This window comes from Planococcus sp. MB-3u-03, assembly GCF_002833405.1.
Classification (GTDB): Bacteria; Bacillota; Bacilli; order Bacillales_A; family Planococcaceae; genus Planococcus.
The window spans coordinates 62,400-85,000 of the sequence record NZ_CP025135.1 but is presented as its reverse complement, the minus strand read 5'-3'; the positions used below and the strand labels follow the sequence as shown (position 1 = coordinate 85,000).

20 protein-coding genes, 1 tRNA gene and 1 pseudogene (1 of these 22 only partly in view) are annotated in these 22,601 nt (G+C 50.7%); 4 read left to right on the top strand and 18 right to left on the bottom strand.

Going from position 1 to position 22,601, the window contains the following annotated elements:
- The 11 genes from lysS to tilS all read right to left on the bottom strand — a co-directional run.
- Positions 1–1,412, bottom strand: the 5' portion of a protein-coding gene (lysS, locus tag CW734_RS01560) for a lysine--tRNA ligase (RefSeq protein ID WP_101189172.1). It extends 73 nt beyond the left edge of the window; only the first 1,412 of its 1,485 coding nucleotides appear in the window; the start codon lies at positions 1,410–1,412; the stop codon falls past the left edge of the window.
- A gap of 155 nt (positions 1,413–1,567) precedes the next feature.
- Positions 1,568–2,059, bottom strand: a complete 492-nt coding sequence (gene folK / locus CW734_RS01555; protein WP_101189171.1) for a 2-amino-4-hydroxy-6-hydroxymethyldihydropteridine diphosphokinase — start codon at positions 2,057–2,059, stop codon at positions 1,568–1,570.
- A complete protein-coding gene (gene folB, locus CW734_RS01550; protein ID WP_101189170.1) occupies positions 2,056–2,421 on the bottom strand; it encodes a dihydroneopterin aldolase in 366 nt (121 codons plus the stop codon). Before folB ends, folK begins: the two co-directional genes overlap by 4 nt.
- Before the next feature lie 2 nt (positions 2,422–2,423).
- Positions 2,424–3,230 carry a dihydropteroate synthase gene (gene folP / locus CW734_RS01545; protein WP_101192102.1) on the bottom strand — a complete coding sequence of 269 codons (807 nt, stop codon included), beginning with the start codon at positions 3,228–3,230 and terminating at the stop codon, positions 2,424–2,426.
- Between the two features lie 138 nt (positions 3,231–3,368).
- Positions 3,369–4,310 carry a cysteine synthase A gene (gene cysK, locus CW734_RS01540; protein ID WP_058382208.1) on the bottom strand — a complete coding sequence of 314 codons (942 nt, stop codon included), beginning with the start codon at positions 4,308–4,310 and terminating at the stop codon, positions 3,369–3,371.
- Between the two features lie 97 nt (positions 4,311–4,407).
- Positions 4,408–5,340 (bottom strand): peptidyl-prolyl cis-trans isomerase, encoded by a 933-nt coding sequence (locus CW734_RS01535; RefSeq protein ID WP_101189169.1) that lies wholly within the window; start codon positions 5,338–5,340, stop codon positions 4,408–4,410.
- Positions 5,321–6,202 (bottom strand): Hsp33 family molecular chaperone HslO, encoded by an 882-nt coding sequence (gene hslO / locus CW734_RS01530; RefSeq protein WP_058382210.1) that lies wholly within the window; start codon positions 6,200–6,202, stop codon positions 5,321–5,323. The genes CW734_RS01535 and hslO overlap by 20 nt, the downstream gene beginning before the upstream one ends.
- A 17-nt stretch (positions 6,203–6,219) precedes the next feature.
- Positions 6,220–6,987 carry a type III pantothenate kinase gene (locus tag CW734_RS01525; RefSeq protein ID WP_101189168.1) on the bottom strand — a complete coding sequence of 256 codons (768 nt, stop codon included), beginning with the start codon at positions 6,985–6,987 and terminating at the stop codon, positions 6,220–6,222.
- 105 nt (positions 6,988–7,092) lie between these two features.
- Entirely contained in the window at positions 7,093–9,108 is a 2,016-nt protein-coding gene (gene ftsH / locus CW734_RS01520) for an ATP-dependent zinc metalloprotease FtsH (protein WP_101189167.1), read from the bottom strand.
- 121 nt (positions 9,109–9,229) lie between these two features.
- Entirely contained in the window at positions 9,230–9,781 is a 552-nt protein-coding gene (gene hpt, locus CW734_RS01515) for a hypoxanthine phosphoribosyltransferase (RefSeq protein WP_101189166.1), read from the bottom strand.
- Between the two features lie 22 nt (positions 9,782–9,803).
- A complete protein-coding gene (tilS, locus tag CW734_RS01510; protein WP_101189165.1) occupies positions 9,804–11,195 on the bottom strand; it encodes a tRNA lysidine(34) synthetase TilS in 1,392 nt (463 codons plus the stop codon).
- A 121-nt stretch (positions 11,196–11,316) separates the two neighbouring features.
- On the opposite strand from tilS, the gene CW734_RS01505 reads away from it, so the two are divergent.
- A tRNA-Met gene (locus CW734_RS01505) sits at positions 11,317–11,390 on the top strand.
- Positions 11,391–11,432: 42 nt separating this feature from the next.
- Here CW734_RS01505 and CW734_RS01500 read toward each other — a convergent pair.
- The 3 genes from CW734_RS01500 to CW734_RS01490 form a co-directional block, all read right to left on the bottom strand.
- A complete protein-coding gene (locus tag CW734_RS01500; protein ID WP_101189164.1) occupies positions 11,433–11,894 on the bottom strand; it encodes a DinB family protein in 462 nt (153 codons plus the stop codon).
- 202 nt (positions 11,895–12,096) lie between these two features.
- Positions 12,097–12,516 (bottom strand): S1 domain-containing RNA-binding protein, encoded by a 420-nt coding sequence (locus CW734_RS01495; protein ID WP_058382215.1) that lies wholly within the window; start codon positions 12,514–12,516, stop codon positions 12,097–12,099.
- 114 nt (positions 12,517–12,630) lie between these two features.
- On the bottom strand, positions 12,631–13,047 hold the full coding sequence (locus tag CW734_RS01490) for an FtsB family cell division protein (RefSeq protein ID WP_232787134.1): 417 nt from the start codon (positions 13,045–13,047) through the stop codon (positions 12,631–12,633).
- Positions 13,048–13,289: 242 nt separating this feature from the next.
- Between CW734_RS01490 and CW734_RS01485 the strand changes: the two genes are divergently transcribed.
- The 3 genes and pseudogenes from CW734_RS01485 to argF all read left to right on the top strand — a co-directional run bounded on the left by CW734_RS01485 (position 13,290) and on the right by argF (position 18,394).
- A complete protein-coding gene (locus tag CW734_RS01485; protein ID WP_101189162.1) occupies positions 13,290–14,357 on the top strand; it encodes a carbamoyl phosphate synthase small subunit in 1,068 nt (355 codons plus the stop codon).
- Positions 14,350–17,447, top strand: a pseudogene (locus CW734_RS01480) (carbamoyl phosphate synthase large subunit). The gene CW734_RS01485 and the pseudogene CW734_RS01480 overlap by 8 nt, the downstream one beginning before the upstream one ends.
- Positions 17,444–18,394, top strand: coding sequence for an ornithine carbamoyltransferase (gene argF / locus CW734_RS01475; protein WP_101189161.1), 951 nt, complete (start codon positions 17,444–17,446; stop codon positions 18,392–18,394). Before CW734_RS01480 ends, argF begins: the two are co-directional and overlap by 4 nt.
- Positions 18,395–19,253: 859 nt before the next feature.
- Here the strand turns inward: argF and CW734_RS01470 are convergent.
- Genes CW734_RS01470 through CW734_RS01460 form a run of 4 tightly spaced genes read right to left on the bottom strand, consistent with a single transcriptional unit; the run spans position 19,254 to position 22,592 of the window.
- A complete protein-coding gene (locus CW734_RS01470) occupies positions 19,254–19,544 on the bottom strand; it encodes an RNA-binding S4 domain-containing protein (protein ID WP_058382220.1) in 291 nt (96 codons plus the stop codon).
- Positions 19,531–21,009, bottom strand: coding sequence for a bifunctional methyltransferase/pyrophosphohydrolase YabN (gene mazG, locus CW734_RS01465; protein ID WP_101189160.1), 1,479 nt, complete (start codon positions 21,007–21,009; stop codon positions 19,531–19,533). Before mazG ends, CW734_RS01470 begins: the two co-directional genes overlap by 14 nt.
- A gap of 3 nt (positions 21,010–21,012) precedes the next feature.
- Positions 21,013–21,513: a polysaccharide biosynthesis C-terminal domain-containing protein gene (locus CW734_RS19540; protein ID WP_332871011.1), complete on the bottom strand. Its 501-nt coding sequence runs from the start codon at positions 21,511–21,513 to the stop codon at positions 21,013–21,015.
- Positions 21,492–22,592: an oligosaccharide flippase family protein gene (locus CW734_RS01460; RefSeq protein WP_332871010.1), complete on the bottom strand. Its 1,101-nt coding sequence runs from the start codon at positions 22,590–22,592 to the stop codon at positions 21,492–21,494. Before CW734_RS01460 ends, CW734_RS19540 begins: the two co-directional genes overlap by 22 nt.
- Positions 22,593–22,601 lie beyond the last annotated feature (9 nt).

Genomic DNA, 22,601 nt, shown 5'->3' with positions numbered 1-22,601 from the left:
AGGCGGTCAATCCCGATTCCTAAGCCACCCGTTGGAGGAAGGCCATATTCCAACGCTTCGATAAAGTCATCATCCATTTCATGAGCTTCATCGTTTCCTTCTTCTTTTTCTATGAGTTGCGCTTCAAAACGTTCACGCTGATCAATTGGATCGTTTAATTCTGTAAAGGCGTTTGCATGCTCTCTACGTACGATGAAAAGTTCAAAGCGATCTGTGAAACGTTCATCTTCCGGATTTTTCTTAGCAAGCGGAGAAATTTCAACCGGATGTCCATAAATAAATGTAGGCTGAACCAATTGTTCTTCAACTTTTTGTTCGAAGAATTCATTTAGGATATGCCCCACTTCCATAGTAGGTTTGATTTCGATTCCATGTTGGTTGGCGAATGCTTGTGCTTCTTCTTTCGACATATGTTGCCAGAAATCTACACCAGTGTATTCTTTAACTGCATCTGCCATGTGCAGACGTTTCCAGCCCGGAGCTAGATTGATGTCTTCTTCTCCATAACGGACAGTCGTTGTTCCAAGGACTTCCTGTGCAGTGTGTGCAATTAAGTTCTCTGTCAAGGACATGATGTCATTGTAATCAGCATATGCTTCGTAAAGTTCGAGCATAGTGAATTCTGGATTATGACGGGTAGAGATGCCTTCGTTACGGAAGACGCGCCCGATTTCATAAACTTTTTCTAATCCACCTACAATGAGGCGTTTCAAATGAAGTTCGATTGCAATACGAATGTATAATTGCATGTCTAACGCATTATGGTGGGTAATGAACGGACGTGCAGTGGCTCCACCGGCGATTGAATGGAGCATCGGTGTTTCAACTTCTAAAAATCCTTGGTTATCCAGATAGCGGCGCATCGCTTGAATGATCCGGCTACGCAAGATAAACGTCTCTTTGCTATTTTCGCTGACAATTAGATCAAGATAACGCTGACGATAGCGTTGTTCAACGTCTTTCAAGCCATGGAATTTTTCCGGTAACGGGCGAAGAGCTTTTGTTAAGTATTCCACTTCTTGTGCTTTTACAGAGAGTTCGCCGACGTTTGTTTTAAAAACAGTACCGCGGACGCCGATGATGTCTCCCAAGTCTGCAGTTTTGAAGAATTCGTAGGAATCTTCTCCAATTGCGTCTTTACGGACGTAGATTTGGATCTGCCCTTTCAAATCCTGCAGGTGTGCGAATCCGGCTTTACCTTTTCCGCGCTTCGTCATGATGCGGCCCGCGATAATGACTTCAGCGGACTTTTCTTCTAGTTCTTCTTTCGAGAATTGGTCATATTGCTCGACGATCTCTTGCGAAAGGTGCGTGCGTTCGAAACGTTTTCCGAATGGGTCGAGTCCATGCTCACGGAAGTTTTGCATTTTCTGGCGGCGCACCACTAATTGGTCATTCAACTCTTCTGACATATCCTACACTCCTTTTTCTGTTAAAACCACGTGCTTTCGTGTATTTATCCATTGTACACAATTTTTCGTGCCGTTACATAAGAAAAGCTGCCGTTTTCTTGGCAACTTCTAATCCCCTTCTTCGCAGTTCTTTTAATTGCAAATAATCTTGTTCATTAATTTGCATCACGCAAAAATGTATTTACGTCATTATACGTTTTCCACACATGTACTTCCTGCATCTCTAAATCTTCCGGGAGAATGAGGGAGGGCATCAATTCCTGCAAAGGCACAAGCACGAATGCCCGCTCATACATGCGGGGATGTGGAATGGTGAGCCTTTCTGTTGCCACTTGCTCTTGGCCGTACAGCAACACATCAAGGTCCACTGTGCGCGGGCCCCAACGAACCAACCGCTCCCTGTGCAAAGCTTGCTCAATTTCTTGGCATATATCCAGCAACTCTAATGGAGAGAGACTGGTTTCCAATCGGATAACTAGATTTAGGAATGCATGTTGATCGAGATAGCCGACTGGAGCCGTTTCGTAGATGGAAGACATTTTTATGTTCGAAATGGAAGGATTCGTTTGAAGCAAGCGAACCGCCTCTTGAAGCTGGGCTTTCCTGTCTCCTAAATTCGAGCCCAAGGATAGGTAGACTTCATTCATCGGAAGCTGCCTCGGGTGATGTCGATTGCTACTGACTTGTAATGGCCAGGGATTGGCGGGTCAGGTTTGATCAACTGAACGCGGACTCCTTGGACCAGCGGAAATTGGTTCAATAATTCAGCAGCTACCGTTTCGGCTACGGCCTCGACCAGCTTTTTGGGTTCTCCTTCGATAACTTCGCGACATATTTCGTACGCTTCACCGTAATGAACCGTATGTTCCAGTTCGTCAGTTTCCCCAGCACGTTTTAAATCGACGGCAAGCGTCACTGTCGCCCGGAAACGCTGTCCGAGTTTTTGTTCTTCCGAAAATACACCGTGATAACCGTAAAATTCCATTTCGTTTAAATGAATATAATCCATGTCTACCCCTCCATCTTCGTCTTGCCTATTAAGAAATCCATCATCTTCACTGTCTGAACCGTTTCTTTCACGTCATGGACACGCACGATTTGGCAGCCTTTCGTGACACCAAAAGCTGCCGTTGCGAGAGAGCCTTCTAAACGATTATCGACTTTTGCATCGAGTAATTTGCCGATGAATGATTTTCGGGAAGTGCCGAGAAGTACGGGATAGCCCATTGCCACGAGCTGATCGAGCCGCTGCATCATCTCGACGTTTTGGGCAAGCGTCTTGGCGAACCCGATGCCGGGATCGAGCCAGATGTGTTTGTCCGAAACGCCGGCATTTCGGGCGATGCGGATGCTTTCTTCAAGGTCTTTTTTTGCGTCTTGCCAAAAATCATCGTAAACCGCTTCGGCACGGTTGTGCATTAGAATGATCGGCACTTGTTTGTCTGCAGCCACCCGGGCAATCTCGGGATCGTATTTGGCGCCCCAAATATCATTAATGATCTGTGCACCAGCCTCGACAGCTGCTTGGGCAACGGCAGATTTGTATGTATCGATGGAAATAATTGCCTCTGTCTGTTCTCTGAGCGCCTGGATGACCGGCACTACCCGAGCGATTTCTTCTTCGTCAGAAATTTGTGTATGGCCAGGGCGTGTCGATTCGCCGCCTACATCGATAATGGAAGCTCCATCCTTTAACATTTGCTTGGCGCGGGCCAGCGCTTTTTCGATATTATCGAATTGCCCGCCATCGGAAAACGAATCCGGTGTCACATTCAATATGCCCATCACTTGCGTTTTTGCGAATACATTTAAGTCCATTTTTTCCACCGTCCATATATGAATTGAAGGAATCGATCATTTCCTGGGAAATACTATTATTCAAACTGCTCTTATCTTATCGTGAATCTGCGGTTTCTGCACAAACAAAAGAGCCCTCTTCTCAGGGGGCTCTGCAAATCATCCGTTATTTTCGTCAAATTGGTAAAGCGGAGTGCTCAAATAACGTTCACCGTTTGATGGCAAGATCGCCAATACTTTTTTGCCTTTACCGAGTCTTTTCGCCAGTTCAAGCGCTGCGTAGATCGCGGCTCCTGATGACACACCACCAAGAATGCCTTCTTCGCGTGCCGTTCTGCGGGCAAATTCATACGATTGCTCATTGCTTACTTGCATGATTTCATCATAGATTTCTGTGTTCAACACGGCTGGCACAAAGCCAGCACCGATGCCTTGGATTTTGTGGGGACCTGGTTTCCCGCCGGACAAGACCGGGGAATCCGTCGGTTCGACAGCTACGATGTGGATATTCGGGTAGTGTTCTTTCAATACTTGCCCGGCACCAGTAATCGTGCCGCCTGTCCCAATGCCCGAAATGAAGCCGTCCAGTTGATCCATCGCTTCGACGATTTCAGGCCCTGTGGTCAGACGGTGCACTTCAGGGTTTGCCTCGTTATTGAATTGCTGGGGCATGAACCAGGAGTTTTCTGCCGCCAGTTTTTCGGCCGTCTTGATGGCGCCGTTCGGGCCGTTCATGCCGTCTGGGCCTGGCGTTAACACTAGTTCCGCACCATATGCGCGCAACAAGTTGCGGCGTTCCATGCTCATGGTTTCAGGCATAACGAGTACGCTGCGGTAGCCTTTTGCTGCAGCGATCATCGCGAGGCCGATCCCTGTATTGCCGCTTGTCGGTTCGATTAAGGTATCGCCTTCTTTTAAGTCGCCGGATTTTTCTGCTGCTTCGATCATCGCGAGTGCAATCCGGTCTTTTACGCTGGAGCCCGGGTTGAAGTATTCCAATTTAACGTAAACTTCCGCATCTTCAGGTCCTGTCAGCCGGTTTAATTTAACAATCGGTGTTTGCCCAATCAATTCGGTAATTGAATTTCCTACTCGTGCCATGTTTACCACTCCTAATCCCTACTATTTTTGTCGACATTATTTATTTTATCCTATCAATTGCGGCGCGAACTGTCAATCTTTGGAGAGCGCCGTCGTATTATTCCCCTTCGCCGTAAAACCATTCAGCATTGAATTCTTGCCAAAAAGCTTCGGGAGAGACGGATTGAGGCAATTGTTCGAGGGCAAGTTCCCGGCTGATATGTTCTTTCACTTCGTCGTAGCTGAATGTACGGCCTTCGATTTTTTCTTTAACCATAATGACGGCGGTTCGGCCATCTTCAAGTGCCAGCGGGGCAGACCACGAGCCGGGTTCGATGGATTCGACCGTTTTTGCGATTTGGGAATCGATCGACTCTTGGCCTGGAGATACGAAACCGATATCTCCTCCAAGATTGCCGGTGGCGTTATCGATGGAACGCTCGCGGGCAAGCGCTTCAAAGCTCGAGCCGCTGTCGAGTTCTTTGATCGCCTCTTCTGCTTCCGCTTTGGAATTCAAGACGATCATGCTTGTGCGGTATGAATCTTTAACGTCATAGATGGCCCGGTTGTCTTCATAGAAATCCTTGATGGCCTGGTCATCGATGAGGACATCTTTCGTCAAGACTTTCTCCAAGATCAATTGCGCTTTCACTTTTTCACGCTGTCGTTCGTTGTCGTTGGCGTACAACAGTTCTTCGGTACCGTCTTGCGCGGTCCGCATCATGGCCAATTCAAGATCGATTTCCTTATCGGATACTTCGATGCCGTAATCATCTGCTGCAGCGGCCATGACTTTTTCATTGACCAATTCGAGAAGGGCACTTCGGCCGTGCTGCTGTTCCATCGATGCCATCCATTCGGCACGGGTAATTGCCTCGCCATCGACTGCTGCGACTTCCTCGTTTGCGGCACTGCTACCATTTGGAATGAGCCAAGCGATGAACCATAGCAAATTGGCCAGCAATAAAATACCGATGACCATTAATACGGGTTTCGTTTTCAAGTGGCGTTTCTGTTTCGGTGGTGTTGTGTTATTTCGATTCGAGTTCATTGAGCAGCGCTTCCAATTCTTCTTTGTTGTAATGATATTTCTCGTGGCAGAAATGGCATTCAGCTTCCGCTTGCCCGTCTGTGTCGATCATTTGGCGAATTTCTTCTTTCCCGAGCCCTATGAGGCCTTCGGCAAATTTTTCTTTTGAGCAAGTGCACTTGAACTGGACAGGCATTTTCTCGAGAATCTGGACGTTATCGGCACCCAGCACTTCTTCCAGGATACCTTCAGGGGTGAGCCCACGCTTGATCATGGACGAGACCGGTTCGATATTTGCCAAGCGTTTTTCGATCAATGTAATGGTTTCGTCATCGGTATCGGGCATCAACTGAATGATGAAGCCGCCTGCTGCGAGTACCGAATTATCGGTATCAACGAGAACACCCAGGCCAACAGAAGAAGGCACTTGTTCGGACACCACGAAATAATAGGTCAAATCTTCCGCGATTTCCCCGGAGACAATCGGCGTCTGTCCTGTGAAATAATCGCGCATGCCTTGGTCTTTGACGACCGACAGCATGCCATCTGTCCCGACGACACCTTTAACGTCCAACTTTCCGCTTTTGCTGTCGACATGGGTTTGCGGGTTGGCGACATAGCCGCGCACATTGCCTTTGGCGTCGCTATCGACCAATAGATATCCAATCGGCCCGCCTGCTTCGATTTTCAAGGTGACGCGGTCTTCTCCTTTAAGCATCGCGCCAAACATCACGCCGCCTGTCATTAAACGCCCAAGAGCTGCGGTTGCAGCAGGCCATGTTTGGTGGCGGCGCTGCGCCTCCCCTACTGTTTCTGTCGTATTGACTGCAAATGCACGAACGTTGCCATTAAAACCAAGTCCGCGAACTAAATAATCTGGCATAATGATCATTCCTTTCCTTACGCTTGATTGCGTTTATAAATGAAATGCAGGCCTTTCAATGTTAAAAACGGGTCGACATGGTCGATCATATCCGACTCTGCGGCAATTAACGGCGCAAGTCCGCCTGTCGCGATGACGGTCGGATGCTGCTTGCTTTGTTTTTTCATGCGAGTGATGATGCCTTCTGCCTGGCCGACGTAGCCATAGACGATGCCCGCCTGCATGGCCGAAATGGTATTTTTCCCGACAACCGAATCGGGACGCGCGATTTCAATGCGCGGCAATTTCGAGGCGCGCGTGTACAGCGCTTCGGTCGAGCTTTGGATCCCCGGGGCGATGGCGCCGCCTTGGTATTGATTTTTTTCGTCGATGTAACAGAAAGTATTGGCAGTGCCGAAGTCGACGATGATCAAGGGGCCGCCGTATTCCTGTATCGCTGCGACGGCATTGACAATGCGGTCTGCACCGACTTCACGCGGGTTTTCGTATTTAATGTTGAGGCCGGTCTTGACGCCAGGCCCGACGACCAGTGCTTTGGTGTGGAAATATTTTTGCGCCATACGCTCTAGCGCAAACATGATCGGCGGGACGACGGATGACATGATGACGCCGTCAATCGCTTCAAAGCCCAGTCCGACATGATTCAAAAACGCTTTGATCTGCATGGCGTATTCATCTTCGGTTTTATGGCGGTCGGTTTCCATCCGCCAATGGTGCAGCAGTGTTTCATTATCGTATACGCCAAGGACGATATTGGTATTGCCTGTATCCATCACTAAGATCATAAATTCTCCCCATTTATCTGCTGAATTTCCAACACATCATACCATAATTCTACAAAAGCAAAAAGCCGACGCCAAGCCCTTTTCAGGGGTGGCACCGGCTTTCGGTTATTTACGGTCTTCTCGGATCGGTCCTTGCGAATCAGTGGATGAGCCTTCTTCCGGCAAATCTCCTGATGATGGATCATTCGGTGCGCCCGTCACATCCGGGTTTACCTCGTCTGAATCCGTTTCGCCTTCTTCATCTTTTTCGTATCGGCCATTCAAGGCTTCATACGAACGTTCCGGTAAGGTTCCGTGTTCTTTCAAATGCATAATTTGTGCAGCATCAAGTGTTTCCACTTCGAGCAATGTGTTGGCGAGTAGTTCGAGAAGCTCGCGTTTTTCCGTGAGGATCTCTTTCGTCCGGACATATTGCTCTTTAATGATGCGCTGGATTTCTTGGTCGATCTCGAATGCGATGGCATCGGAATAGTTTTGATCCGAATTGAAATCGCGTCCAAGGAAGACGTTTCCGCCTTGGGACTGGCCGAATTGAATCGGGCCGATCTTATCGCTCATCCCGTATTCAGTCACCATGCTGCGGGCAATCGCTGTTGCACGCTGGAAGTCATTGTGCGCGCCAGTGGATACTTCACCGAAGACGATATCCTCTGCAACACGACCGCCGAGCAAGCCGGCAATCTTATCGAGAAGTTCTGGTTTGGTCATGAAGTAACGGTCTTCACGTGGCAGCATGACGGCATATCCGCCAGCCTGGCCGCGTGGGACAATCGTTACTTTATGGACGATATCCGCATCATCCAGGATCAGGCCGATTACGGTATGCCCTGATTCGTGGTAAGCGACGATATTGCGTTCTTTTTTCGAAATGACACGATTCTTCTTAGCTGGACCGGCAATAACGCGGTCTGTCGCTTCGTCGATATCGGACATGTCGATTTTCTTTTTATTGCGGCGAGCGGCTACAAGAGCTGCTTCGTTCAATAAGTTCTCAAGGTCTGCACCGGAGAAGCCAGGCGTCCGCTGGGCAATCGCCTTCATGTCGACAGTGTCGTCAAGCGGCTTGTTGCGCGCATGGACTTTCAACACTTCTTCGCGTCCTTTGACATCCGGGCGGCCGACTGTGATCTGGCGGTCAAAACGGCCAGGACGCAGAAGTGCCGGATCCAGGATATCCGGACGGTTGGTTGCAGCGATGATGATGATGCCTTCGTTCGCGCCGAAGCCATCCATTTCGACGAGCAATTGGTTAAGCGTTTGTTCACGCTCATCATGCCCGCCGCCAAGGCCGGCGCCGCGCTGGCGTCCGACTGCATCGATCTCATCGATAAAGATGATACATGGTGCGTTTTTCTTCGCGTTCTCGAACAAATCACGAACACGCGAAGCCCCGACACCGACGAACATTTCGACGAAGTCCGAACCACTGATGGAGAAGAACGGCACGCCTGCTTCGCCAGCTACTGCGCGGGCAAGCAAAGTTTTACCGGTACCCGGAGGCCCGACAAGCAAGATCCCCTTCGGAATGCGGGCACCGATTTCACCGAAGCGTTTCGGATCTTTCAGGAAGTCCACTACTTCGACAAGCTCTTGCTTCTCTTCATCCGCTCCGGCTACATCGTCGAAGCGAACTTTTTGTTTCTGATCATCGTATAATTTCGCCTTGCTTTTCCCGAAGTTCATCACTCGGCCGCCACCGCCGCCTTGTGATTGGTTGAGCAAGAAGAAGAACAGGATGAAGATGATGATGAATGGAATGATGCCGGTAAAGAATGAAACCCAGCCGCTAGTTTGCGGTGCTTTCAAAAACTCGACTTCCACTCCTTCTTGCGCTGTTGCAAGTTCATCAATTTGCGCTACCAATGCTTCGTTCTCGATCGGTACATTGGTCACAAACGATTCGCCTTCATCATAATCTGTCATACGACCGGTTACTTCGTATACTTGTGCATCCGGCTGGATAGTCACTTCTGTAATTTCGCCAGCATTCAGCGCATCCAGAAAGTCGCCATAGCCAATATTTTGCGTCGGTTGGTTGCTATTATTGAAAGTTCCTAGAATACCGATGATGACTAGGAATATCAGTAGATAAAATATGGTGTATCGGAATATTCGATTCATCCCGCGCCTCCTCACAAAGTTTCCCAAAACTATACTAAATACTAACACAGGGACAAAAATGCATACAATGAAAAGCCTTTAGGGCATGCTTGAAATCATCGGCTCTTTGAACGTTCTTTGACTATTCCTCTTCGCCGCTATAGACAGCCGGCTCAAGAATCCCAATATATGGAAGGTTACGGTACTTTTCTGCGTAGTCCAAGCCGTAGCCGACAACGAACGCATCCGGCACTTCAAAGCCGATATAATCCGCTTTTAGGTCCACTTTGCGGCCAGTTGGCTTGTCGAGAAGCGTGACGATTTTAATGGAATTCGCTTTGCGGTATTTGAACAAGTCCACCAAATAGCTCAGTGTCAGCCCACTGTCGATAATGTCTTCGATGATCAGCAAGTCACGGCCTTCGACGCTTGCGTTCAAATCCTTGACGATTTTGACTTCGCCTGAAGAAACCGTTGCGTTTCCGTAGCTTGAAACATCCATGAAATCCATTTCCACATAACCGTCAAAACGTTTCATGAGGTCGCCCATAAATGGCATGGCGCCTTTTAATACGCCGATGGCAAGCGGGTATTTCCCTTCATAATCACGCGTCAATGTGTCGCCGAGTTCGCGTGCTTTTTCCTGAAGCTGTTGTTCGCTGATCAATACTTCTTTAATGTCCTTTTGTAGCATGGTGGGCCTCCTAGTTTCTTCCTCATTTTGCATAGTCTATGCATTGTTTAACTAATACTCGGTTGTCTTCCGAACGCTTGGTCCGGCTCAGGCAAGCGGCGGTGCGCAAACCGGGCACCAGTAATACTCGATTTGTTCCGGCTACGATAATTGGCCAGTTGTCCCGCTGTTGCGCTGGGATCTTCTCATCAATCATCAGCCGCGCCAGTTTTTTCGCCTGGTTCATGCCCGCAAGCAAGATGCGGTCGCCAGGCTCCCTTCCGCGGAGCGTAAAATCCGTCTCTTCGGAGTGGAAATACCAAAAAACGGCATTCTCTGCTTCCGGCTCTTCGCCCACTGGCACAACCCGGTAACGGGAACCCAGGACAGGCGGCGACCAAACATGGCCGATATCCGCCCGCTGGCGCTGGAGGAATTCTTTTGATTTTTCAAAGAATACCTGGTCGTATTGGCGTATCATCATATAATTTTGCGGCAAATGTAAAAAAACAGTGCCCGAGGAACTTTGCAGCAGCTCGCGCACTTGTTCCGCCAAATGGCTCGTTATTAACACTCGCTTGTCATCATATAGATAGTTTAATAGTAGTAGAACCATCCTTTTTTGTAAAGCAGAGGGATGGCTTCTGAAACTTTCGGCAGAAATAAGTAATTCCTGACCTGATAGCAGCAATTCCTTTAGCATTTGTACGGCGAGCTGCTGGAGGAACGCTGCATCTTCATTGATCTGTTCGGCAAGCTCCGAGAAGTGTGACGCTGCGCGAGGGTTTTCCTGTGCCATCGCCGGCACGATTGTCTTGCGGATGCGGTTGCGCGTGTAAGTGTCACTGGCATTGCTCGGGTCTTCGCGGTATGGTACTTTGTTTAGTTCTGCATACTGGGCAATTTCCGCTTTGGTGACAGCAAGCTGTGGCCGGACGAGCATGCCGCCCCCAAATGGCCGCTTGATGCGCATGCCAAAAGCCCCGTTTCGCAGGCTGCCGCGCATGCCTTCCATCAAAATCGTCTCCAATTGGTCGTCTGCATGATGGGCCGTGATGAGGACGGTGGATTCCGTTTTTTCCATCACTTGCTCGAATATCCGGTAGCGTTCTTCCCTGCAGACACTTTGCGTGTTTCCACCATTTTCAGCTAAAATCGCAGGGATAGGGACTGCAAAACTTTCACACGGCACCTCCCACAGCTTACATTGCTGCTCGACGAAGCGGCGGTCTTGCGCAGATTGTTCCCCCCTCAGCATGTGATCGATATGCACTGCTGTGAGGTGTACGCCCAATTGATGCCGCTTTTTCGAGAGAAAATGCAAAAGAACCATCGAATCGATGCCGCCCGAAACGCCGATGACGAGCTGCTCGCCAGTTTCGAATAACCCGTGTTTTGTATGGTATGCAAGCATCGTTTGTTCATAATGATTCACGGCATGCCCTCCTGTTCTGTTTATTTTCCAGCCTGAATAAAATAAATATCGCAAAAACATAAAATGCTAATTGACATATATGTATTAAGGATAGTATGATATAAACTGTTCGTTTGAACAAGGCGGCGTAGCTCAGCTGGCTAGAGCGTACGGTTCATACCCGTAAGGTCGGGGGTTCGATCCCCTCTGCCGCCATCCTATCATAAGCAGCGCCCTCCATCATGGAGGGCGCTTTTTTTATGTTAAAAAAGTATCGATCTGCTTGAAATGGTGGGCATCGTGTTCGGCGAGACCCCCGAAATAGCGACCCATCGTCATGTTCTTATCATCAACGTAGTACACGGCATTCCATTGACTGGGAGTGGCAGATGCCAGCCGCTCTCTCAACAAACGGCGTTCTTCAATGGCTTGTGTGACAATGGACGAAAAATTCATCGTTTCGGCTTTATCGATGGCACGGCGGTTGAATTCATCAACTTCTGGCAAAGGATCCAGATGCGCCCCTTCTTCCATGTGCGGCAGCCGCTCGCTGCGGATAAAACGGTCCCATTCTGTGAGATGCATGACCATCTGCGCGATTGACCATTTGCCGTCTGCGATCGGCTTGTGTGCGTCATCGGATTCGGATAAAGTTTTCTGGAGCGATTCCATGTAGACTTCGTAGTCTTCAAATGCCTGAAGGACTTGCTGTTGTTCCATCCTTTCCACACCTTTCCGCTGTATCGTGCAGGACGAGTGCCTGCTGAGCTGTCTACTTACTTAGACAAACGCTTCCCATTCTCCTACCGCTTCGCACTTTTCGGGCGATAAAAAAACGCCCTCCCCGAAAGGAGAAGCGTTCCATCTTCACAGTTCAACTAAGTTGAAGCATTTTCTCTATGCTATTAAAACAGCTAGCAAGTTAGCCTCTTTTCGCTCCACGACCGCCACGCTTGGATTCTGTGGCACGCTTTAGCGTCGACAGGTTGTCTTCGCTGTCTTTCAGGAATTTTGCCATCTTCGTTTCGAAGGTTTCCTTAGGGGCGCGGTCAAAAGAACGATTGTTCGGACGCGGACGGCTTGGACGACTTGTGCCGCCTTCTGGCTGAGGCTTCGCTTTGCGGATTGACAAACCGATTTTCCCGTCTGCTTCTACATTCATCACTTTCACTTCTACCATTTCGCCAACTTTCAAGTGATCGTTAATATCTTTCACATAGTTGTCGGCGACTTCACTAATATGCACGAGGCCTGTTGCACCTGTTGGAAGCTGTACGAACGCTCCAAAGTTTGTAATACCCGTGACTTTTCCTTCTAACTTGCTGCCTACTTCAATCGACATAAAAAAAATGCTCCTCCTTAAAATTTAAGATGACTCCAAGTTCGGGCCAAATTGACAGTTTGCGGGACTGATCCCACCTTTAATTATAGCGATGAAAGGAAGAGTGTCAACCGACTACTCTTTTTCTTCGCCATCTTCTTGCGGTTTCTCGCCATCATTCGGCAAGGTGAAAATAATCTCGCCCTCATCCGACAGGAAATAATCTTTACGCGCCAGCTTCGATACATAATCGTCGTCGTTCAGCAAACGGATCTGTTCTTCGAGCTTGGCCTGCTGCTTCTGGACTTCCTCAAGCTCGGCCAGCTTTTCCTGCTGCAGCTGTTCTTTGCCGGCAATGGTCTGGGATTGTGCATAAATGGTTGACCCCAGCCAAATGCTCGTCAACAGCACGACCAAGCCGAATACCGCCAAGCGCCTGTACAATACCACTTTATGCCGCTTTTTCCGTGCGTCTTCGATTTCTGCAGCCCGCGTGTATTCATTTTGCAGCGGGGTCACTCCCTGATTTTCGTGCATTTTCTCTCTCTTCACTTATGGACGCCCCTTCCCAACTGATTTTGTGATTATTATACATGAAAAACATTCCATTTAAAAAGATTTTCTGTAAGCCCTTTCTCCTTTTTTCCTGCATTTTACCGGAATTTAACCAATTCCCCTGACAATTAATAAAAATGCTGTTGACTTAATTTTTATGCAACATTATAATACAGGACACATCATTTATTATAAAAATTACTTATGTTGCATATATATTCATAAAAGGAGTGTGGAGCATGACAGGAAAATTGATTTTGGCGAATGGCGCATCATTTACAGGAACGTGGCACGGCACACAAGCAGCGGTGCAGGGAGAGGTCGTCTTTTTCACAGGCATGACCGGCTATGAGGAAGTCATTACCGACCCTTCCTATAAAGGGCAGGTCATCGTTTTTTCCTATCCATTGATCGGCCAATACGGCATCGAATCACTTTATGCACAATCCGAAAAAATCCAAGCCTCGGGCATCATTGTTGCAGAGCTGTATGCGGGCCCGTTACCCAAACAGGCAATTTCGCTGGCACAATTCGCCGAAGCGCAAGACGTTCCGCTCCTGAGCGGCATAGATACACGCTCAGTCATCCAACATGTCCGTGAAACGGGCACTATGCCGGCGCAGCTGCTTCACGAGAACACGACTGAACAGCCGTGGCAAATGATCAAGACCGATTTTTTCCCAGCCGGCGAAGCGGCAGAGACGAAGCAAATCGGCGAAGGCCCTTTGCATATCGGCCTGGTCGATTTCCATTACAAAGCTTCCATATTAAAAGAATTGCTCGCTCTTGGCTGCACGGTCAGCATCATCCCTTATAACGGGGCAGCCGACCTTCCTGAATCTCTCGGCGTTGACGGGCTATTGTTCTCGAACGGACCGGGGGACCCGCAAGCATTGAACAGCCGCTTGCCGGTCTACCGCGACTGGGCAGAGCGCTATCCGTCGTTCGGCATTTGCCTCGGCCACCAGGTGCTGGCTGCTGCTTTCGGCGCGAAAACAGCGAAGCTCGCTTACGGCCATCGTGGTGCGAACCATCCCGTTAAAAACAATAAGACCGGACGCGTCAGTATGAGCTCCCAAAATCATAGCTATGTCGTCGAAGCGGAGAGCTTGAATGAAACGCCGTTCGAGGTACTGTATGAAAACGTCAACGACGGCAGCATCGAAGGATTGATCCATCCGCAATTGCCGATTACGACGGTTCAATTCCACCCGGAAGCAGCTCCCGGCCCAGCGGATCATCTCGCTTTGTTCCACCAGTTCCTAGAGACCGCAAATGAAATGAAGAAGGTGAAAATGCATGCCTAAATTAGACTCTATTGAAAAAGTGCTCGTCATCGGATCCGGCGCCATCGTCATCGGGCAAGCCGCAGAGTTCGACTATTCCGGCACCCAAGCATGCTTGGCTCTAAAAGAAGAAGGCATCGAAGTGGTGCTCATCAATAACAACCCGGCGACGATCATGACCGATGAAAGCGTCTCGGACAAAGTGTATTTCGAACCAATGACACTCGAATCCGCTACTAACATCATCGAGAAAGAACGTCCGGACGGCCTGCTTGCGACTGTCGGCGGCCAGACCGGATTGAATTTGGCAATGGCGCTGGCCGATGCCGGCATCTTGGAACAATACGGCGTCGAATTGCTCGGCACCGATATGACCGCCATCAAAAAGCCGAAGACCGCGACCAGTTCCGTTCCTTGATGAAGCAACTCGGTGAACCGGTACCGGACAGCGACATCATCTATTCGCTCGACGGCGCGCTCGCTTTCGCAGAGCGCACGGGCTATCCCGTAATCGTCCGCCCCGCCTATACGCTCGGCGGTTTCGGCGGCGGCATCGCAAGCGACGAAGCAACTTATATCAAGCTGGTCACGCAAGGCTTGTCGGCGAGCCCGATCAAGCAATGCCTCGTCGAGACGAGCATCGCCGGCTATAAGGAAATCGAGTATGAAGTGATGCGCGATGCAGCGGGCACATGCATCACGGTCTGCAATATGGAGAACTTGGATCCGGTCGGTGTGCATACCGGAGATTCGATCGTTGTCGCGCCGAGCCAAACTTTGAACGATCCGGATTTTCACATGTTGCGCACGTCTTGCATCAACATCATCGAAGCGCTCGGCATCATCGGCGCCTGCAATGTGCAGTTCGCCCTCCATCCGGAAACCTCCGATTATTTTTTAATTGAAGTCAACCCGCGCGTCAGCCGCTCATCCGCGCTCGCTTCCAAAGCGACCGGCTACCCGATCGCGAAGATCGCCGCCAAGCTCGCAATCGGCTATACGCTCGATGAATTGAAGAACCCGGTGACCGGCACGACCTACGCCAGCTTCGAGCCGGCACTCGATTACGTCGCCTTGAAAATCCCGCGCTGGCCGTTCGACCAATTCCCTTTAGCGGACCGCACGCTCGGCACGCAGATGAAGGCGACCGGCGAAGTGATGGCGATCGAACGCCGCATGGAAGCCGCTATGCAAAAAGCGCTGCGCTCGCTTGAACTTCCGATAGACGGGTTCCGCCTTCCCGCCATCTCCTCATTGCCGACGGGCGATTTACTGGAACTCGCAATGAAGCCGGACGACCGCCGTTTGTTCGTGCTGTTCGAATTGCTCATCCGCGGAAAAACCACTGATGAACTGCATGCCATCACCGGCATCACGCCTTATTTCTTATACGTTTTATCGAATATTGTTACAGAGTGGCAAGACCTCAAATCGATCAGCTGGAACAACGTAACCGCCGATCGCTTATTGCAGGCGAAAAAGCTCGGCTTTAGCGACCAGCAAATGGCCGATATTTGGAATGTGCCGGCAGCTGAAATTTGGGGACAACGCAGAAGCTATAAAATTGCGCCAGCTTACCGGATGATCGACACATGCGCCGCTGAGTTCCGTTCGAATACAAATTATTTCTATTCCACATGGGACAATGCCGCAGACGTCGACCGTTCAAAAGGCGCGAAAAAAGTCGCAGTCGTCGGATCCGGCCCAATCCGCATCGGGCAAGGCATCGAATTTGATTATTGCTGCGTGCACAGTGTTATGGCCGCACAGAAGCTTGGCTATGAAGCCGTCATGATCAACAACAACCCAGAAACCGTCAGCACCGATTACGAAGTGGCAGATGCACTTTATTTCGAACCGATCACGGCGGAAGATGTCTTGAACGTCCTGGAATTTGAGGGCATACACCAAGTCATCCTCCAGTTCGGCGGACAGACTTCGCTTAATTTGGCGAAAGCATTGGAAGAAGCGGGCATTACCGTGCTCGGCTCATCGGTCGATTTGCTGGACCAAATGGAAGACCGCGACCGCTTTTATGCCTTTCTCGAGTCGATCGGCTTGCCGACCATCCCCGGGACGACGGCGAATGCGCCGGAAGAAGTACTGCCGGCAGCAGAAAAGCTCGGCTTCCCGGTCTTGCTTCGCCCTTCTTATGTCATCGGTGGACGCGGCATGATCGTGCTTCACAACCAAGCGGAGCTTGATGCTTGGCTCGCGGGCGCGGACAAAGCGTTTCCAGTATTGGTCGACCATTTCGTCACCGGCAAAGAAGCCGAAGCCGATATTTTAACGGATGGCGACAATGTTTGGGTGTCGGCGATTTTCGAGCACATTGAAGGAACCGGCGTCCATTCCGGCGACAGCATCGCGAGCACACCGCCCGTAACGCTCACCGAAGGCCAGCAGCAAAAACTGGTGGATACCGCCCAGCATATTGCGAGACAACTTGACTACACCGGGCTTTTCAATATCCAATTCGTCTACGAAGAAGATCAATTATTCGTCATGGAAATTAATCCGCGGGCATCGCGCACGGCGCCAATCAGCTCGAAAGTGACGGATGTGCCGCTCGTTCAGCACGCTACCGCTTTATTGCTCGGTGTGCCGTACGATGAGCTCGGCATTGAAGACATGTATAACGGACAACCGGACTTTACCGTCAAAGCGCCGGTGTTCTCCCATATTAAATTGCCTGGCTTGTCCCCGGTCCTATCGCCCGAGATGATGTCGACCGGTGAAGTGATCGGTACAGCCAAGCTGTTTGAAGAAGCGCTCGAGAAAGCATTGACTGGCGCTTCCGTCCAGTTGGCGAAACTTGCAACAGGCTCAACGCTATTCGCCGCCCGGGACAGCGCCGATTATGAGCAACTCAATTCTTGGCGCGCACAAGGCTTCACGATCGTGACCGAAGACCAACTGTCTTTTAACGAGTGGTTATTATCGAAAGAGGCTGCCGCCTATATCGACTTTTCCGAAACACCTGACGCTGGCCGCATGGCGCAAGCGGCCATCCACCGCCTCCATGCCTGGTCACGCCCGGAAACTGCGGCCGCTTACGCCGCAAGCCAAAAAACCCAATCTGAACGCTTGAAAGGAGTGCTTGCCCAATGACGATGATCATGCCGCTTGCCCCAACTGTTGCCCAGGAAGATTTTCTCTCATTGAAAGACTATAGCACCGAGGAGATCATCGATTTGCTTAATTTAGCGATTGAATTAAAGAAACCGGAAAATAAACATCTGCCGCTCTTGAAAGGAAAAGTGCTCGGCATGATCTTCGAGAAATCGTCAACCCGCACGCGTGTTTCGTTTGAAGCCGGCATGCTGCAGCTTGGCGGGCACGCGATGTTCTTGAGTTCTCAGGATACTCAGCTCGGCCGCGGTGAAACGATTGCCGATACGGCCCGTGTGTTGTCGGGTTATTTGGACGGCTTGATGATCCGCACATTCCATCAGTCCGCTGTGGAAGAGCTCGCGCAGTTCAGCTCAATTCCCGTCATCAATGGCTTGACCGATGATTACCACCCATGCCAAGTGCTGGCCGATCTCATGACGCTGATCGAACATTTCGGCGAGTTGAAAGGCCGCAAGCTGGCGTATATCGGAGATGGCAATAATATGGCCAACTCCTTGATGATCGGCGCAGCAAAAGTCGGGCTCGACATCGCGATCGCCGCTCCGAAAGGCTATGAGCCGCAAGCGGAAATGGTTGAACTCGCACAAGCCATCGCAAAAGATACCGGTTCTGTGGTAACGGTGACCCATGATCCCATCGAAGCCGTGAAAAATAGCGACGCCATCTATACGGATGTTTGGGCGAGCATGGGCCAGGAAGCGGAAGCCATCAAGCGCCTGAATGATTTTGAAGGATTCCAAGTGAACGCAGACCTGGTTCAGCATGCGAAAGCTGATTACATTTTTATGCACTGCCTCCCTGCGCACCGCGAGGAAGAAGTGACGACCGATATTTTGGAAGGCCCCCATTCGGTCATTTTCCAGGAAGCCGAAAACCGCCTGCATGCCCAAAAAGCGGTGCTCGTGACGTTGATGGGCGATTGAATTTATTGATACGAATGAAGAGCCTTGCCTGTAACTGGCGAGGCTCTTTTTTGAGGTGGTCGAATTTTTAACGGAGTGGCGTTTTCATGTAAATAGGAGACAGCTGTGTTTTGTCATCACCTTGGTAGCCGCCGCCTCGCTTGGGGTTGAGCTCCCGCCATGAGCCAGGAAGAACGCCTGTCTCTTGGCTACGCTTCACCCTTAAGCGCGAGGGGCTTAGACATTTAGTTGAATCGAATGAGTCAGATAGATTCCGTTCTGGATGGTTCGTCCGCTTTTGGGTGAGTAGCTTAATTGGTCAAAAGAGTTGGGCCATGAAGCTTGTATGAGACGTGTTTCGCTCATTATTTTTTGCATCCCCTTGCCGTCGCCGCCTCGCTTGGGGTTGAGCTCCCGCCATGAGCCAGGAAGAACGCCTGTCTCTTGGCTTCCCTTCACCCTTAAGCGCGAGGGGCTTAGACATTTCGTTGAATCGAATGAGTCGGATGGATTCAGTTCTGGATGGTTCGTCCGCTTTTGAATACCTCACTTAGTTGGAAATGCATGTACTGAACAAATCCAGTGAACGAACCGTTTAAAATAAATCTGTAATTATTTCACTTATCGATTTGAGCGGATGACTCAATTAAATCCCCTTCTAAACTTAGAGATGGAGTGGAAGGGGCCGACGCCTGGGGGATTACGCGGGACTGGCGAAACCGATGCGGCTTGCCGCAAGGGTTCGACGCCCGCCCCCCGGCAAGCGTGCCCCTGTAACGCAATCTCCTCCTCACTATTTCATGCCGTATGTGGCCACACCCAGCTTCTCGCCTACATAAAAAGAACCCAACCGCTAACCGGCTGGGTTCTTTTTCATTCTTTATGCTTCGTCGTCCACAAAGCTCGGGTCCACTTTATCAAGCTTTTCTTCGTTCAGGATCGTGTACATTTCCGCAGTCTGTTCTTTGCGGACGTTTTCGCGCAATTGGTCGATGCGGGCAGTGACCACTTTTTGCCCGAAGCGGATCTGCAGTTCGTCGCCTTCTTTAACGACGCTGCTCGCTTTCGCTTTATTGCCATTGACCAAAATGCGCCCTTGATCGGCTACTTCTTTCGCCAAAGTGCGGCGCTTGATCAAACGGGATACTTTCAGGAATTTATCGAGTCTCATGATTTTCGTCCTCTCCGTGTCCAGCTTTCGCTGCGTGCGAGCGGCTGTCTAGCTGGTCTAGTGTGTAATCTGAAAACGTACGGCCGCCTTCTTTCGCGCGCTGCTCCACGTGCGAAAAGCGCGTGCGGAATTTGCGGTTCGCCTGGACCATCGCCTGTTCGGGCGACAAGCCGTAAAAACGCGCGATGTTGACGAGCGTGAACAACAAGTCGCCGAATTCATCGAGCTGCTGGTCTTTTGAACCATTCGCCACTTCGATCTTGAACTCCTGCAATTCCTCTTCGAACTTCGCCCACGCGCCGTCCGCGTCTTTCCAGGTAAAGCCCACTTTCGCTGCTTTCTTCTGGTAATTATACGAGGTCAAGAGAGACGAGCTGTAGCGGTCCTGGCCATCGAGCAGCGATTCGCCCGCTGGCTTTTCCTGGCGCTTGATCGCTTGCCAATTATCCACCACCTCATCCGCTGACGCTACATTCACGTCACCGAACACATGCGGATGGCGGCGGATCATTTTATCGCTGATGGCTTCTAGCACATCTTCGAGTTGGAAATAGCCGTTGTCCTGGCCGATTTGCGCGTGCAAGAACACTTGCAATAGCACATCGCCGAGTTCTTCCGCGATGGCTTCATCATCTTCCTCTTCGATCGCCTGCAGCAATTCGTGCGCTTCTTCGAGTAAATACGGGCGCAGCGATTCATGGGTCTGCTCACGGTCCCACGGGCAGCCTTCCGGACTGCGCAGTTTCGCGATGATGTCGCGGAAGGTCTGCCATTCTTTCAAACGCTGTGTCTGCTCCGTTGCAGGAGGCACGTAAACCGTCGTCAAATTATCGATTTCTGCCGCGTGGTCGAGTTCGTGAAGCGGCACCGTGCGCAAGCGCTCAGAAGCTGCACCTGCGGCTGTGACGATCGTTATCAGATAATCGTCCGGGTATTTCTCCATCAACGACAGTTTCACTTCGGATGCGCTGAACTGGTCATACACTTGCGCAATCAAAATGTGTTCGGTCATATTCAACCGGTCGCTGTCGAGGCCGATGCCGTCGACCAGCTGGAAGCCTTCGATCGGATCGATGCGCAACGCGCCGAATATGGCGTCCAAAAAGCTTTGCCCCCCGGCAATCGATAAAGTGCAGCGCCCTTGTTTTTCTGCTTCGATCAAAAATTGCACCGTCTGTTCCGCAACAAGCGGATGTCCCGGCACTGCGTAATAAACGGATGCGTTTTCCGCAAGTGCGATAAGCGTCTCGGCGATTTCCTTATAAACCGGCGCAAAATCGTCATGCTTTTCGTAAATTGCATCAAAGCTCTCGTAACGTAAGCCTTCTGTCTCCAGCTCTGTAACGACCGGATGATCCGCTGTCCGCAAGTAAAGCGGGTCCGCCTCTTTCAAAGTACGGTATACGCCGAGCGGCAATTGCAGAAGATCCCCGGCGCCAAGGCCGAGTATATGAATGGTATGCATTGTCTAACTCCTTTTCTTTCGTGGATTGAGCGCCAATTGCAACGCAGCGAGCCGGCGTCCGAATGGGATAATATACCATTCCCTTTCGGTGATGATCCGTGATTTTGACACCACCAGTAAAAACACGGCAGCGCCGAGCGGCACGGCGGTCAGTGTGATGAATACGGCTTCCCACCGGCCGGACCATGGCAATAGCGGCACGAGCACTACTACAAAGGCGTACACCGCGATCGTCATCGCCACGGACGCTGCTGTGAGCCAGCCGTAAAAACGGGCGTGAGCAAATTGCAGCGGCCAAAATTTCTTAAAATAACAGATGAGCGCTGCCGCAATAAAGGCCAAGCCAATATTGCCGGCAAGCGCTGCCCCGGTGATGCCGTACAATGGCACGAGCAATAAATTACCTGCCAGTTTCAGCATCAAGCCGATAAACAATAACAGCGCCGGCACGCGGATTTTTCCGAAGCCGTACAGAATCGCCGTCAGCACCAGCACAAGCGACATCGAAACGATTTGCCAATTAAAACGATGAGTGCAACAGATCCGTCCGGCGTCTTAAATAAAGCTTCATTGACATAAGGCATAACCAGCGTCAACCCGGCGGATGCGGCGACCGCAAACAACACGGACACGCGAAATGCGAGGCTTGCGTAAAGTGCCGGGCTGCGGCCGCTTTTTTCCTGCATCGTACGGGCAATAAGCGGCACGAGCGACAGCGTCAAAGAAGTCGCCAGCAAAATGCCGAACTGCACAAGCGGTTGCGCACGGTCGTAGATGCCTTTTTGCTCCATGGCGGCCTCTGCCCCGAGCGGCTGTTCGAGCAGACGATAGACAGTAAACGAATCGACCAGCTGAAACAGCACCAATAACAGCGAACTCATGCTGACGCTGAGGCTCGTAACGAGCAATTTCTTCGTCGTTCCACCGCGGAAAGTACCAATGGAGCGCTCTCTTTGACTCCGGTAAGAGCGCCATAATAACAGCACAGCCGCGAATGCGCCGGCACCGGCAGCGGCGATCGCCACTTGCCCTGCCGCATACAGCGACAAACCGGAGCTGACGGCAGCAAATGCACCGATCAGAATGACCGAGACGCGCACTGCCTGTTCTGCGACTTGGGCCGTGGCGACCGGCGCCATATTGCCAGTTGCCTGAAGTCGACCTTTCATAATGGCAAGCGGCGCCATGAAGACGACCGCAAACGCTCCTGCCCGCAGCAATCCCGAAAGCGCCGGATCGCCCATCCAGCCGGCGAGCACACCCGCGCCCAGGTAAAGTACGGCAAACGCTGAAGCTGAAATGATGGCGATGAGCCAAAACGCAGCGCGCAAAATGCCTGCGTGCTCTATGTCCTGATGCTCCGCCAATAATTTCGACACGGCGACTGCAAAGCCATAGGACGTCCAAATGCCGAAAATCGCCACGAATGGATACACTTGCTGATAAATATAAAAGCCCTCGTCGCCGACCAGGTTCTGAAATGGCACCCGGTAAACAGCGCTCAGCAGTTTGACGACAAACCCTGCGAGCGTAAGTAACGCAGCGCCTTTCAAGAAACTGGCCATCGAATGTTGCGCCGTCATCTGCCTGTC

Excerpts from the sequence above, each read along its gene's own strand:
- folK (WP_101189171.1), bottom strand. The coding sequence starts at position 2,059 with ATGAATGAAGTCTACCTATCCTTGGGCTCGAATTTAGGAGACAGGAAA.
- folB (WP_101189170.1), bottom strand. The coding sequence starts at position 2,421 with ATGGATTATATTCATTTAAACGAAATGGAATTTTACGGTTATCACGGT.
- folP (WP_101192102.1), bottom strand. The coding sequence starts at position 3,230 with ATGGACTTAAATGTATTCGCAAAAACGCAAGTGATGGGCATATTGAAT.
- cysK (WP_058382208.1), bottom strand. The coding sequence starts at position 4,310 with ATGGCACGAGTAGGAAATTCAATTACCGAATTGATTGGGCAAACACCG.
- CW734_RS01535 (WP_101189169.1), bottom strand. The coding sequence starts at position 5,340 with ATGAACTCGAATCGAAATAACACAACACCACCGAAACAGAAACGCCAC.
- hslO (WP_058382210.1), bottom strand. The coding sequence starts at position 6,202 with ATGCCAGATTATTTAGTTCGCGGACTTGGTTTTAATGGCAACGTTCGT.
- CW734_RS01525 (WP_101189168.1), bottom strand. The coding sequence starts at position 6,987 with ATGATCTTAGTGATGGATACAGGCAATACCAATATCGTCCTTGGCGTA.
- ftsH (WP_101189167.1), bottom strand. The coding sequence starts at position 9,108 with ATGAATCGAATATTCCGATACACCATATTTTATCTACTGATATTCCTA.
- hpt (WP_101189166.1), bottom strand. The coding sequence starts at position 9,781 with ATGCTACAAAAGGACATTAAAGAAGTATTGATCAGCGAACAACAGCTT.
- CW734_RS01500 (WP_101189164.1), bottom strand. The coding sequence starts at position 11,894 with ATGGAACAACAGCAAGTCCTTCAGGCATTTGAAGACTACGAAGTCTAC.
- CW734_RS01495 (WP_058382215.1), bottom strand. The coding sequence starts at position 12,516 with ATGTCGATTGAAGTAGGCAGCAAGTTAGAAGGAAAAGTCACGGGTATT.
- CW734_RS01485 (WP_101189162.1), top strand. The coding sequence starts at position 13,290 with ATGACAGGAAAATTGATTTTGGCGAATGGCGCATCATTTACAGGAACG.
- argF (WP_101189161.1), top strand. The coding sequence starts at position 17,444 with ATGACGATGATCATGCCGCTTGCCCCAACTGTTGCCCAGGAAGATTTT.
- CW734_RS01470 (WP_058382220.1), bottom strand. The coding sequence starts at position 19,544 with ATGAGACTCGATAAATTCCTGAAAGTATCCCGTTTGATCAAGCGCCGC.
- mazG (WP_101189160.1), bottom strand. The coding sequence starts at position 21,009 with ATGCATACCATTCATATACTCGGCCTTGGCGCCGGGGATCTTCTGCAA.
- CW734_RS19540 (WP_332871011.1), bottom strand. The coding sequence starts at position 21,513 with ATGTCGCTTGTGCTGGTGCTGACGGCGATTCTGTACGGCTTCGGAAAA.
- CW734_RS01460 (WP_332871010.1), bottom strand. The coding sequence starts at position 22,592 with ATGACGGCGCAACATTCGATGGCCAGTTTCTTGAAAGGCGCTGCGTTA.